General features: G+C 33.2%; 12 protein-coding genes and 1 riboswitch. Of the genes, 6 read left to right on the top strand and 6 right to left on the bottom strand.

Annotated elements, in window-relative coordinates; genetic code table 11:
- Positions 1–67 precede the first annotated feature (67 nt).
- A complete protein-coding gene (locus ABH960_RS10320) occupies positions 68–1642 on the bottom strand; it encodes a Ppx/GppA phosphatase family protein (protein WP_404444902.1) in 1575 nt (524 codons plus the stop codon).
- A gap of 141 nt (positions 1643–1783) precedes the next feature.
- Here ABH960_RS10320 and ABH960_RS10315 point away from each other — a divergent pair, with 141 nt between their 5' ends.
- A complete protein-coding gene (locus ABH960_RS10315; RefSeq protein ID WP_002014827.1) occupies positions 1784–2242 on the top strand; it encodes a YkyB family protein in 459 nt (152 codons plus the stop codon).
- A 32-nt stretch (positions 2243–2274) separates the two neighbouring features.
- Here the strand turns inward: ABH960_RS10315 and ABH960_RS10310 are convergent, their stop codons facing one another.
- Positions 2275–2937 carry a YkyA family protein gene (locus ABH960_RS10310; RefSeq protein ID WP_002014826.1) on the bottom strand — a complete coding sequence of 221 codons (663 nt, stop codon included), beginning with the start codon at positions 2935–2937 and terminating at the stop codon, positions 2275–2277.
- A gap of 550 nt (positions 2938–3487) precedes the next feature.
- Complete coding sequence (locus ABH960_RS10305) at positions 3488–4141, bottom strand: diguanylate cyclase domain-containing protein (protein ID WP_404444898.1); 654 nt, start codon at positions 4139–4141, stop codon at positions 3488–3490.
- A gap of 162 nt (positions 4142–4303) precedes the next feature.
- Between ABH960_RS10305 and ABH960_RS10300 the strand changes: the two genes are divergently transcribed.
- Complete coding sequence (locus ABH960_RS10300; protein WP_002014824.1) at positions 4304–4537, top strand: phage holin; 234 nt, start codon at positions 4304–4306, stop codon at positions 4535–4537.
- 31 nt (positions 4538–4568) lie between these two features.
- On the opposite strand, the gene ABH960_RS10295 is transcribed toward ABH960_RS10300, so the two are convergent.
- On the bottom strand, positions 4569–5069 hold the full coding sequence (locus ABH960_RS10295) for a hypothetical protein (RefSeq protein WP_002033821.1): 501 nt from the start codon (positions 5067–5069) through the stop codon (positions 4569–4571).
- 552 nt (positions 5070–5621) lie between these two features.
- On the opposite strand from ABH960_RS10295, the gene ABH960_RS10290 reads away from it, so the two are divergent.
- From ABH960_RS10290 to metE, 3 genes are all read left to right on the top strand, one after another.
- Positions 5622–7163 (top strand): MDR family MFS transporter, encoded by a 1542-nt coding sequence (locus tag ABH960_RS10290; RefSeq protein ID WP_404444893.1) that lies wholly within the window; start codon positions 5622–5624, stop codon positions 7161–7163.
- Between the two features lie 91 nt (positions 7164–7254).
- On the top strand, positions 7255–7812 hold the full coding sequence (locus ABH960_RS10285) for a PadR family transcriptional regulator (RefSeq protein ID WP_002128898.1): 558 nt from the start codon (positions 7255–7257) through the stop codon (positions 7810–7812).
- 223 nt (positions 7813–8035) lie between these two features.
- Positions 8036–8223: riboswitch (cobalamin riboswitch) on the top strand.
- Between the two features lie 130 nt (positions 8224–8353).
- Positions 8354–10642 (top strand): 5-methyltetrahydropteroyltriglutamate--homocysteine S-methyltransferase, encoded by a 2289-nt coding sequence (metE, locus tag ABH960_RS10280; RefSeq protein WP_404444890.1) that lies wholly within the window; start codon positions 8354–8356, stop codon positions 10640–10642.
- Between the two features lie 41 nt (positions 10643–10683).
- Here the strand turns inward: metE and comJ are convergent, their stop codons facing one another.
- Complete coding sequence (comJ, locus tag ABH960_RS10275; RefSeq protein ID WP_002088359.1) at positions 10684–11073, bottom strand: competence protein ComJ; 390 nt, start codon at positions 11071–11073, stop codon at positions 10684–10686.
- Between the two features lie 38 nt (positions 11074–11111).
- Complete coding sequence (gene nucA / locus ABH960_RS10270) at positions 11112–11546, bottom strand: DNA-entry nuclease (RefSeq protein WP_002014817.1); 435 nt, start codon at positions 11544–11546, stop codon at positions 11112–11114.
- A gap of 236 nt (positions 11547–11782) precedes the next feature.
- On the opposite strand from nucA, the gene ABH960_RS10265 reads away from it, so the two are divergent.
- On the top strand, positions 11783–12526 hold the full coding sequence (locus ABH960_RS10265; RefSeq protein WP_002014816.1) for a DUF3967 domain-containing protein: 744 nt from the start codon (positions 11783–11785) through the stop codon (positions 12524–12526).
- The last annotated feature ends 48 nt before the right edge of the window (positions 12527–12574 follow it).

Genomic DNA, 12574 nt, shown 5'->3' with positions numbered 1-12574 from the left:
GTTACTTTCATTTTATCAAATTACAACATTCCAAAGTGTTAATTTTCTGTAAAGACATCCGTACAACTTAACGTTTTGATTCGAATGATAAGTGAATATTTGTTTTCAATACTCTTTCTAGCTGCTTTTTTTGTTTTTCAGCTTGTACTTTTTCTGCTAATGCCGATTGCTCACATAAAATTCTAAACGTTAATCCTTCTTTATTTTCTGTTATGGATATCGTATCAACAAGCGATCTTTGTCTTACATTTAAAGCAGCTGAAAATTGTAAAACAGCGCCTAATAGGCGGATTTTTTTTTGTTCGCTTTTATCAAACCAACCTTCAAATGGAGATAAATGTTGTTTAAATAGCATTTTTGATTTATAAGATGCAATAAGCGCTAACCTCACTCGATCTTTATGCATCATGCCGTCAATTGTTTTATTTGCCAATAAATAAAACGTGTGTAAACGACTCGCTTCTTCGTCTATATATTTTCCAATATTAAATACTTTCGCTGCTTGATGGAATGCTTCCCAGTCTTTTATTGAAACAGAAATCAGTCCCAATTCTTCGAGTTGTTTACAAATCAATCTTCCATGTTTAATAAGTTGAATGACAAATTCCATATCCATTTCATATTCGTGTGATAACAAATGTAAGCTTTCTTCAACTACATTCGGATAATATGAAATCCCAAAATCTTTCGTCAACTCTTCATAGAAAACACCTTCTCTTAATCCTTTTTTGCTTAATACAAATGCCGTTGCTTCTGTAATATTTACAAGTTTATGAAATACTTCAACCGCTGGAATAATTGTATCAGCTCGATCTTTTGCCAATCCTTCCATTTTCTGAAGTTCGATAAACGATTGTTTTTCCAATGCACCTTTTACATTTTCAATATCTTCTTCTTTCATTTTGTATAAATGTACTCCCGCTATAGGATAGTTTGTTAAATTTTGGTGGATTTTCGCTAAGTTTCTCGCACTACCACCAATTGCAATAAGAGGCAATTTCTTATCAATTAACCATGGTAACGTTCGAAATTGACACTCTAAATACTCTCGAATTTCCTCTAATTCATCTTTAGTAGGAATATCACCTTTAATAAATAGATGTTTTAAAGAAAGCGCACCAAAAGGAAAACTATGGTACTCTAAAATCTCTCTATTTTTAATATATGTAACTTCCGTACTTCCGCCACCAATATCTACTGTTATTCCTTCCGAAAACGAAGTAGAATTCATAACTGCTAAATAGCCGTAACGTGCTTCCTCATATTCTGATAATACTCTAAGAGTAAAGTCTGTTTGTCCTTCAACAAGTTTTTTAATCTCCTCTTGATTCTCAGCCTGTCTAATTGTTGCCGTTGCAACACAAAGTACATGATGCAACTGATGGAATTTTGTACTTTCTTGAAATTGAAATAATGTTTGTAACAATACTTCTTTACCTTCTTCATTCAAAACACCATCGATTAAATAATTTCTTAACCGAGCAACCACTTTCGTATTTTCAATTTCTTTATAAAAACCTCCATTTTGCTTTTCATAAATAACTAAACGCATTGTATTAGATCCAATATCTATAATGGCATATTGTAATTTTAATATTTCTTTCAAACTTCTCACTCTTTCATTATCAAATTTCTGAAACATATTCTATCACTATTATACAAAATAGTTGTTTTTTGTAACAATATTGCTTTAATATTGAAAATATATACAATTACTTTTTGCATATAATAAAAACCCATTTTATTTATGCTATAATAAGGAAAAATTGAAAGGAGAGTCAATATGAAACCTTCACAACCACAATCTCCATTGCATAATCAACATTCTATTAATAGACTAGCTCAATCTATTTTCGTTGTGAATCGTCATGCTAAAGCTGCAACTAACCCTAAGTACTTATATTGGTTAAAAAAGACTGCTTTAGAACGCTTAATTACTGAAAAAAAGGCTATCAAAGAAGGATTACATTTTTCTAGAAATCCACGTTTTAGTCAACAACAATCCGATGTTCTTATACGTTTAGGTGATTATTTTTTCCATATCCCTCCTACGAAAGATGATTTTCGCACCCTACCGCATCTTGGTCACCTTGAATCCTCCTATCGAAATCCGAAAACAACCTTATCTTTAACAATAGCAAAAAAAACACTTCAAGATTATATTGGTCCTGAAGCATTAAAACAGGAAAAAAAATTAAGCGAACCAGTTCCATGGTATAGCCGTACCTATACAAAAAAATAAAACAGTTTGGCCTAATATTAGGCCAAACTGTTTTATTTTTTATCTTCCTTAATTTTAATATTAGCTTGTTTATAGAATGCAACTTTTTCTGTATTATATGATTTCGTATATTCATTAAACTTATCTTTTTCTGTCTCAATATCTTTATATGCTTGGTTTACTACCTTTACTTTCTCGCTAATATCTTTTAATTTTGTACCTTTATCTTGTAGCATTGTATATAATTCTTTTTCTTGCTTTAAAGATTTATTATAGCTATCGTACATCTTTTGGAATGAATCATGTCGTTTCTCATAAGTACTCTTTACTTTATCAGCCTGTTCTTTTAATTTATTATCTTCAATTTTCTTCACATGCTTATCAGCTGACTTCACTTCTTCTTGCGCTTTATTTAACGCCTCTTTTTCTTTAATAAGAACTTTTTCTCGTTCAGCTGTATTTTTCACCGCTTGATCAAGCTTATCCTTAACAGCCTGATTATTATCTTTTCCTTCTTGGACAATTTGATTATATAATACTTGACCCTCTTTCTCTAATGACTCTAATTTTTTCGCATCTTCAAACATTGTTTTTTCTTGCTTGGCAGCATTTTCAAACGCAACATATAGCTCCTCTTCTGGTTTTGGGCCAAAACAACCAGCTAGTAAAGTCATTGATAATGCAGTTACAATTGCTAATTTATTATATTTCAACATCTTTTCCCCCTATTAATAAACGACCATCGTACCAAAAATCCCATGAAAAACATGTAACTTCGTTAGCTATTTCACGCTCGCATCTTTTTACGAAGATCATCAATAATTATTTATACTGCTTGTACAATTTTCGTACTTAAAATTATGTAATGTCTTAAAACATAAAGGTATTTTCCTTAATCTTACCTACTGCAAGAAACACTATAATGTTTCACCTGATAAAAGATGATCGTTGACCTCTCACGTCTATCATTCCCTTTCTCACTTTCTATCAAATAACCTCTTTGTCCATTTTACATAGTGCAAAGGGGACCTCGCAACTCTTACAAAGATTCTTTTAATTTCTTAAAAAGGAAAAGTGTAGAGCATGTTTTCCTCTACACTTTTAAACTGAAAACATTGTGCAAAATGCATTGACACATCCACACACAATTATATGCTGATTTCATATATTTTTAAAGACTTTTGTTACAAAAAAAAGTTTTCTTGTAACAAAAGACAAAAAAATGTTACAAAAAATCTTTATATCATACTTCTTTAAATCAAAGTTTCATTCATGACTTTGCAAGTTTCTATAATTATACAATTGATTTTGTGCCTTTCTAAACAAATCTTCAAAAGTTTTCCCTTCTATAGGATAACTTGCAGCCCCAAATAATAGTGTGACACTTAATAAATCATTCGCTATTTCATTTTGAATATTTTTGATTAATCTACTTGTTATTGTTGACTTTTCATAGCCATTATCAACAGCTACGATAACATATTTATTTTCATCCCACCTCGTAACTACATCGCCTTTTCGAATTGTCTTTACAATTGTACGTTCTACTCTTTGGACTAGCTCATCTAACTTTTTTTCTTGCACTGTGTCTTTTAATACATCCCATTCTTTTACGGAAAGAATATACACTGTAATATTACGAGAATCTCTTTCTGATAAAGCAGCTACTTTTCCAAAAAAATCAACGACAAAATCGTTATTCGTCATTCCTCCTACTTCAATATTTACACGCGTATTCGTTCTTTTATCGTACCAATGTCCAAAATAATAGCTTAGTATCATTTGCAATATATAAATAATAAAGACGGTTAAAAATGATCTCGAATCTAGCTCAGCAATTACATCCTGAAGTGCAATCCATTCTGTAACCGCAACTGTGTTCCCAAGTAATAACCCACTAATTTTCCCTTTATGTTTCATACTCTCCCCCTTTTATACCAATATATGTTTCTATAACAATAATGTTTTTCTATAAAATAAAAAATGTACATATTTAATGTACATTTCTACTTAAGCTTGTATACCTTTTCTATTTTATTTCATATATATACTATATATCGTTTTTAGGAAGGAGTGACCTATATGCCTCAAAAAGAAAATCTATTAGATATTATGCGCTTACTAGCTGGCTTTTTGTTATCATTAAAATTACTATTTAACTCTTTCGGAATAAACTTCATTACAAACGATCAAATTGACGCTATAGTAAATGTTATTTCATTTCTATTCATTCTATATTTTGGATACAAAAATAACTATATTGGAAAAAAGGGAGTGGAACAAAAGAAATTACTCAAGAAGCACAATCTTCATTAAAGAAGGAACCTTTCGCACAGGTTCCTTCTTATCATTTTCTGACAACCACTTCATTTGTTTGTAGCGGTCCATATGATACACCTTTATATTGAAATGTATATGTAGCCTGAAATAATGAATTGGGAGGAGCTTTATCTTTATTTGCTTTTATTTGACAAATTAATTCTACCTTTTCATTCGGTGATAAATTATCGATTCGCCACCTTACAAGCTGAAATAAAAACTCACTTATTCCCTTATCTGCTTTTAAAGAGTTTGGGATATACGCGAAATAATCACGAATCATATGACTTACAACTACTCGCGAAATCATTTCAACGCCTTTATTTTCAACTTCAAGTCGAATAATTAGTATGTCATTAACATCATAGATCATCTCATACGAAAATTTTTCTTTATACATACTACGGATTTGCAATGTGACTGCTACATCGGATGCTTCCGTGTCCTTTTTAGAACCATCAATCCACAAAACCGGCTGTAACGGTATAGAATACCTTCCTTGATCCGAAATTCGTTTCCATATTTTCATAATATATTCACCTCATTCCAGATATATCATCTATACAACTGTATTCTGCCTCTCGATGCAATGAACTACACTTAGAAAAAATATTTAGCTTGTTACAAATCATATTAAATTTTTCTTTTCCTTTTATCCTATTCGACAATATAAAGAAAAAACCATTTTTAATAGGTTGACACAGGTTATACTTTATTAAATATTTTTTTACAATTTCCTTCCTTGACTACATAACAAAATAAATTCTTACTCTCTTTTGGTCAATATAATAAAGTGAAACTTTAATCAGTGGGGGTTTTGTCCATCCCCCACTGATTATTAGCTTTTACCAATCGGGCTTTAACGGGCAGTTAAAGCGGGATAAAATAATTTGGCGGTAGAAAACATTTGCCTTTTAGTCAAATTTGACTATAATATAATTTATGATTTCCATCCTTTATATCATGTCAGTGCAATTTTTTATAAAATGAAGAGGAACTATACAAACTGTACATAAAGTTTTTTTATGCATTGCACTAAAAAACTTAAGTTAGTTTAATTTTTATTAAAGGAGGGCTACTTTTGGAAGCACAACTATCAAAAAACGATTCAAGTAAAACAAAATTTGTTGTTGCTGGTTTACTACTTGGTATTCTAATGGCAGCAATGGATAACACAATCGTCGCAACTGCGATGGCAACGATTGTCGGAGACTTAGGAGGGTTCGACAAATTCGTTTGGGTCACATCCGCCTACATGGTAGCAACAATGGCCGGAATGCCTATTTTCGGTAAGCTGTCTGATATGTACGGACGGAAACGCTTTTTTATTGGCGGATTAATTCTCTTCTTATTTGGTTCTGCACTTTGCGGGACAGCATCAAGTATTGAACAACTAAGTATTTATAGAGCCATTCAAGGAATTGGTGGCGGCGCTCTTATGCCTATCGCATTTACAATTATGTATGATATATTCCCGCCTGAAAAACGAGGAAAAATGACCGGACTATTTGGTGCTGTTTTCGGAACATCTAGTGTTTTCGGACCTTTATTAGGTGCTTACATTACAGATTATATAAGTTGGCACTGGGTCTTCTATATTAATATTCCGTTAGGACTTATTTCCTTCTTCTTCATTACTAAATACTATAGCGAGTCTCTAGAATATCGAAAACAAAAAATTGACTGGGCTGGTGCTATTACGCTTGTCATTAGTATCGTTTGCTTAATGTTTGCTTTAGAACTTGGTGGTAAAGAATATGCATGGGACTCTAATGTGATTATTGGTTTATTTTCAATTGTTGTTATTCTGCTTATTATTTTCTTCTTCGTAGAAAGAAACGCAACCGAGCCTATTATTTCTTTCCATTTATTTAAAAAACCTTTATTTGCAGCTAGCCAAGGTGTTGCCTTTTTCTATGGCGCAGCTTTTATCATCTGTACAGTTTATATTCCAATCTTCGTTCAAGGTGTTCTCGGTGGTTCAGCCTCAAATGCTGGGTTAATTTTGACACCTATGATGGTAGGATCTGTAATCGGAAGTCAAACTGGTGGACAATTAGCTTCACGAACAAGTTATCGTAACATCATGACAGTATCTGGGGTTTTCTTCGTTCTTGGTATTTATTTACTAAGTACTTTAACTATGGAAACACCTCGTACACTCGTAACAATGTTTATGGTGCTTGCTGGACTTGGAGTTGGATTCTCCTTCTCAGTTTTAAGTATGGCATCTATCCACAAATTAGAAATGAGAGATCGCGGTTCTGCTACATCCACGAACTCATTCTTCCGTTCACTTGGAATGACCCTTGGCGTCACGATTTTCGGTACGATTCAAAATCATGTTTTCACTGATAAATTAAAAGCAGTCTTCCCTCCTGAACTAGAAAAAATGGCTCCTAAAGGTGGAGACACAAGCTTTTTATTATCACCAAATGCTACTGAAAAGCTACCTCCTGAAGTACTGAGCGGAATTAAAGAGGCTCTTGCAACATCTATTGCTAATACATTTTTCTGGGCACTTATCCCAGCTACGCTAAGTATAATTTGTATTTTACTTATGGGAAATGAACGTCTTTTAACAGGACCAAAAACAAAGCAAAAACAAAAACAAGTAAGCTAATATAGAAAAACGAAACGGTATATCCCTTTATGAAAGAGGATATACCGTTTATAATATATATAAAGTTTCTATATACAGGAGTTGAGACAGCATGAGCATGAAGTTAGTCATTCTCGGCTTGTTACTCGAAGGAGATAAACATCCCTATGAAGTGCAGCACATAATGAAAGAAAGACAAATGGATTGTTATATTAAATATGCCAAGGGATCGCTATACTACGCCTTCGAGCAATTAGAAAAACAAGGTGCGATTAGCATTACCAATATTGTTAGAGATACGAATAGACCAGATAAAACAATCTTCCATATAACAGAGGAAGGAAAAGCCCTTTTCCACACTTTATTATTAAAACAATTTGAAGCGAAAAACCAAATATATAAACCTATTTATTCAGCGCTCTCTTTCGCTCACTTTAGCGACGAACAAGCTCTAGTTCCTATTTTGAAAAAAAAGAGAGATGATACAATGCTCTATTTACATACAATGCAAACGATATACGATCATAATAAACAACTAGTTCCTCGTGCTCAACTATATATTCTACAAAGCGTCATTGAGCATATTAATGTTGAATTACGTTGGCTAAACACGCTCTTACAAGATGCAACTGCAGGTCGTCTTTCAGAAATAGGTGTAGATAATGATTAAGTTTTTCTAAAAGAGGTGCCTCCTCTTCTAGAAAAACTTAACACTATAATTATTCCTCGCAACTCAAAACACCCTCATTTTAATAATAAATAAACATTAAAAAAACTTAATTTTCCGAATAAAAAGAAATGAAAAACTTTAGAATTTTCTTATTTTAAAACAGTGGACAAAATTCCGAAAATTGTGTTAGAATTTGTTTCAATATCATATCGCTTGTTAAATTCCTTTCAAAAGGAAAATAGGTACACGAATATTTCACTTCGTGTTTAAAAGGGAAGTTTGGTGAAACTCCAACACGGTCCCGCCACTGTAAATGCTGAGATTTCTTTTTTGTGCCACTGTGAAAACGGGAAGGTGAAAGAAATTATATGAAGCATAAGTCAGGATACCTGCCTATTTTAACAACACTGATAGACTCACGGATGATGATGAGGTGTTAAGAACAAAAAGGAAGGCTTATTTTTCTATGCCTTTATGCTTTTTGTTATAGGTATTTCCGAGTAAACGGAAATGCTTACTTTCAATTAGGGAGGAATTTAAAATGGAAATTCAAACAAGTAACTTAGGTTATCCACGTATCGGACTACAACGAGAGTGGAAAAAAACATTGGAAGCTTTTTGGTCCAATAAAATTGATGAAGAACAATTTTTAACGACAATGAAAGAAATTCGCCTTCAACACGTCAAAGTACAGCAAGAAAAGGGAATTGAATTAATTCCAGTTGGCGATTTTACATATTATGACCACGTTCTGGATACGGCCTACATGTTAGGATTCATCCCGTCACGTTTTTCAGAGTTTACCTCTTACCTTGATGTATATTTTGCAATGGCACGCGGCTCTAAAGATCACGTTGCTTCTGAAATGACAAAATGGTTTAACACAAACTATCATTACATTGTTCCTGAATACGAAGAAGGATTACAAATCTCTTTAAAAGACAATCGTCCTCTTCGTTTATATGAAGAAGCGAAAAAAGAGTTAGGCGTTGATGGAAAACCAGTTATTTTAGGCCCTTATACATTCCTAAAACTAGCAAAAGGTTATAACGAAGAGCAATTTTCCACTATTTTAAAAGAGCTAGTTGCACCTTATGTACAATTATTCTCTGAATTACACGCAGCTGGAGCACAAATTATTCAAGTTGACGAACCAATCTTCGCCTCTTTAACAAAAGATGAAATTAATCAAGCGAAAGAACTTTACGAAGCTATTCATAAAGAGGTTCCAAATGCTAATCTTCTTCTACAAACATATTTTGACAGTGTAGAAGAGAACTATGAAGAAATTATTGCATTCCCTGTTTCTGGTATTGGATTAGACTTTGTTCATGGCAAAGAAGGTAATGTAAATGCTATTTCAAAATACGGATTCCCAGCTGATAAAATTTTAGCTATCGGTTGTATAGATGGCCGTAACATTTGGAGAGCTGATCTTGATGATGTACTTTCTTTATTTACAACATTACAAAATCAAATCACAGCAAAAGGTTTAATTGTTCAACCTTCTTGTAGCTTATTGCATACTCCAATTGATAAAACGGAAGAAACGCACTTAACAAGTGAATTATTTGATGCACTTGCATTTGCTAATCAAAAATTAGAAGAACTAGTCCTTGTCCATTCTGCTCTTACTAAAGGTGTAGAAAGCATCAGTAGCGATTTAACAACATATCGTAATGCACATCATGCAATCCGCTCATCAGCTGCACGTAATCGTGAAGATGTAAAAGTGGCACGTACATCACTTAAAGAAGATGATTTCTCACGTCCTCTTCCATTTGAAAAACGATATGAACTACAGCAAGTAGCTTTAAAATTACCGTTGTTACCAACAACAACTATTGGTAGCTTCCCGCAAACATCTGAAGTTCGTCAAACACGTAAACAGTGGCGTAACGGCGATATTACAAATGAACAATATAATCAATTCATTGAAAAAGAAACTGCAAAGTGGATTCGTTACCAAGAAGATATTGGTCTTGATGTACTAGTACATGGTGAATTCGAAAGAACTGACATGGTGGAATATTTTGGAGAAAGACTTGCTGGTTTCTCCTTTACTAAAAACGGATGGGTACAATCATACGGTTCTCGTTGCGTAAAACCACCTGTTATTTATGGTGATGTTGCCTTTATAAGTGGAATGACTATTAAAGAAACTGTATATGCACAAAGCTTAACAGAGAAAGTAGTAAAAGGTATGCTAACTGGACCTGTCACTATTTTAAATTGGTCATTCGTTCGAAATGACATTTCAAGAAAAGAAGTTTCATATCAAATTGCATTAGCACTTCGTCATGAAATTGAGTTACTTGAATCTTCCGGAATTAGAGTAATCCAAGTCGATGAACCTGCACTTCGTGAAGGTATGCCGTTAAAAGAAAAAGATTGGGATGCATACATTACATGGGCAGTTCAATCATTCCTTTTAGCAACATCTTCTGTAGAAAATGAAACACAAATTCATACTCATATGTGTTATAGTAACTTCGAAGATATTGTAGATGCAATTCGAGCGTTAGACGCAGATGTTATTTCTATCGAAACATCAAGAAGTCATGGAGAATTTATTAATACATTAAAGCATACAACATATGAAAAAGGAATTGGTCTAGGGGTATATGATATTCATAGCCCACGTGTCCCAAGTAAAGATGAAATGTTCACAATCGTAGAACAATCTTTACAAGTATGTGACCCTAAATATTTCTGGATTAATCCAGACTGTGGTTTAAAAACACGAAGAACTGAGGAAGTTATACCTGCTTTAGAGCACATGGTTCAGGCAGCAAAAGACGCTCGTTCTCTCCTAAAAACAAACGCATAATAAAAAAACGTGTTATCCTTCAAAAAGGATAACACGTTTTTTTATTCTACACTCTCAAAATAGAAGTCGTATTGTACTTTATACAATTCATCGTCTGATGGCTCTTCAAGAGGAGTTGCCTGCAAGACTATCATATATTCCCCGTTCGGAATAGGAATATGATATTTATTAGAAAGAATACTTGTTATATATACTTCTTCATTCTTCACTGTGAAAGGAACTGATATCGTTCTAACCACTTCTTCTTTCTCAATATGATTTCCACAAGTAACTTCCACTTCACAAGTATAGTCAGAGATTGCTTCAAAAATAATAGCTCCATCCACCTCAGCATATCCTCTTTCAAAATCTTCAGGAGTCCAATCTACATAAGGCTGCTGACCATCATAGTTCATTATCATTAATTGCGAATATGAAATTGTTAATTCCATAACTATCCCTCTCTCCACTATGAAATGTATGCCAATTACTATTTCACTTCAAATTTCACACGCGTACCATCTGGATATTTGTCTAGCTTATTCCCTACCCAAGAACCTGCACCGCGGTTATCTGCTGGACTTATATATTCAATATGAGCTCCTTTTCCGCCTTCCTTACACATCGCCATCGGCCATTCATCACGATCATAACCTTTCTTCGTCGGATATGGCGCTAACGATAATTTCCTTCTATCCGCTGCACCATTACGATCAATTGTACACATTTCCGAATGTCCTTCTTTTATAGCATCCGTTATATGTTTCCCGGTCTCTGGATATCGTTCTTTCGGGAACTCTAGAATTTGATCATACGTAGTTGTTTTTTTAGTACTTGTCTCCTCTGGCACAAGTACTTCATATACCGCTACCAAAAGAGAAAGAATTGCAATAATTGAAATGATAATACCTTTAAATTGCTTCATGTGTACCTCCGTGTTCCTACCAATTTCTTTTCCTCAGTTATTATAACAAACTTCTTCTATGTATGTTTTCAGACATTATTTTAGCTCTTCCTCTCCATTCCGCCAAAAACATTCATTTTTCTTCATCTTTTCACTAATGCTGTAGAAAACTAATAACCTTCCGACATTCTTTTTCAAAGGAAGTCCACATAAAAGGTTGAAATGATATATACGATACTTTTTGGGGAGGAACTATCATGGAAGCTATTTATAAAACGAAAGATGTTACAAATAAAACAGGTATCCCAAAACATATAGTCCGAAAATATAGCCAACTCTTAGAGGAACACGGTTATATCATTTCAAAAACAGCTGATGCTCGTATTTATAAATTGGATGATTTAAAACTATTGAAATCTATACATGAAAGAGCTGCTACATTACAAGAGGACATTTCAGAAACAATACCTATTATTTTAAAAGAAAAAGAGGCCCCACCTGTACCTGTTATTCAAGATAAGCAAGAAGTGCAACCAAAAGAAGATGGGCGTAACTTTGAGGAGTTCATGCTAAAACTTGAAATGCTTGCTCAATTAAATGAAGCAATTATTCATCAAAACTCTACTCTCATTACACAAAATCGTTTAAAAGACGAGAAATTAGATGAACTAATGCAACAAGTTTATGTAAAAGAAGGCTCACAAGAAAAAATGTTACAAGATCTAGTTGTTCACGCCGCTCAAACAGATGCACTCCAAAAAGAAAAGATGGACTTATTAATGAATCATATGTATAAGCGAGAATCCAAACAAGAAGAAAAAATGAATAAACTTGTCAATCAAATTTACAATAAAGATAGCAACCGTGATACACAACTTATGCAAGTTATTCGCGAAATTCAAGAAACAAAAAGATTAGTCGCCGCCTCAAAAGAGCAAAGCTTCTTTCAATCATTTAAAAGTTTATTCGTTCGAACAAAACAAGAAAAAATAAATGAATGAAATTTTGTATCTTTTTCTAATGCACGATAAAATAAAAAGTTACCTTCT

The sequence above is a fragment of the Bacillus sp. RC252 genome (assembly GCF_044909215.1).
GTDB lineage: Bacteria > Bacillota > Bacilli > Bacillales > Bacillaceae_G > Bacillus_A > Bacillus_A mycoides.
Note: the sequence above shows the minus strand (reverse complement) of the source record. Positions and strands in the feature narration are given on the sequence as shown.

What these genes read in the sequence shown, in the direction of transcription:
- ABH960_RS10320 (WP_404444902.1), bottom strand. Translation starts at nt 1,642, where the DNA reads ATGTTTCAGAAATTTGATAATGAAAGAGTGAGAAGTTTGAAAGAAATA.
- ABH960_RS10315 (WP_002014827.1), top strand. Translation starts at nt 1,784, where the DNA reads ATGAAACCTTCACAACCACAATCTCCATTGCATAATCAACATTCTATT.
- ABH960_RS10310 (WP_002014826.1), bottom strand. Translation starts at nt 2,937, where the DNA reads ATGTTGAAATATAATAAATTAGCAATTGTAACTGCATTATCAATGACT.
- ABH960_RS10305 (WP_404444898.1), bottom strand. Translation starts at nt 4,141, where the DNA reads ATGAAACATAAAGGGAAAATTAGTGGGTTATTACTTGGGAACACAGTT.
- ABH960_RS10300 (WP_002014824.1), top strand. Translation starts at nt 4,304, where the DNA reads ATGCCTCAAAAAGAAAATCTATTAGATATTATGCGCTTACTAGCTGGC.
- ABH960_RS10295 (WP_002033821.1), bottom strand. Translation starts at nt 5,069, where the DNA reads ATGAAAATATGGAAACGAATTTCGGATCAAGGAAGGTATTCTATACCG.
- ABH960_RS10285 (WP_002128898.1), top strand. Translation starts at nt 7,255, where the DNA reads ATGAGCATGAAGTTAGTCATTCTCGGCTTGTTACTCGAAGGAGATAAA.
- metE (WP_404444890.1), top strand. Translation starts at nt 8,354, where the DNA reads ATGGAAATTCAAACAAGTAACTTAGGTTATCCACGTATCGGACTACAA.
- comJ (WP_002088359.1), bottom strand. Translation starts at nt 11,073, where the DNA reads ATGGAATTAACAATTTCATATTCGCAATTAATGATAATGAACTATGAT.
- nucA (WP_002014817.1), bottom strand. Translation starts at nt 11,546, where the DNA reads ATGAAGCAATTTAAAGGTATTATCATTTCAATTATTGCAATTCTTTCT.
- ABH960_RS10265 (WP_002014816.1), top strand. Translation starts at nt 11,783, where the DNA reads ATGGAAGCTATTTATAAAACGAAAGATGTTACAAATAAAACAGGTATC.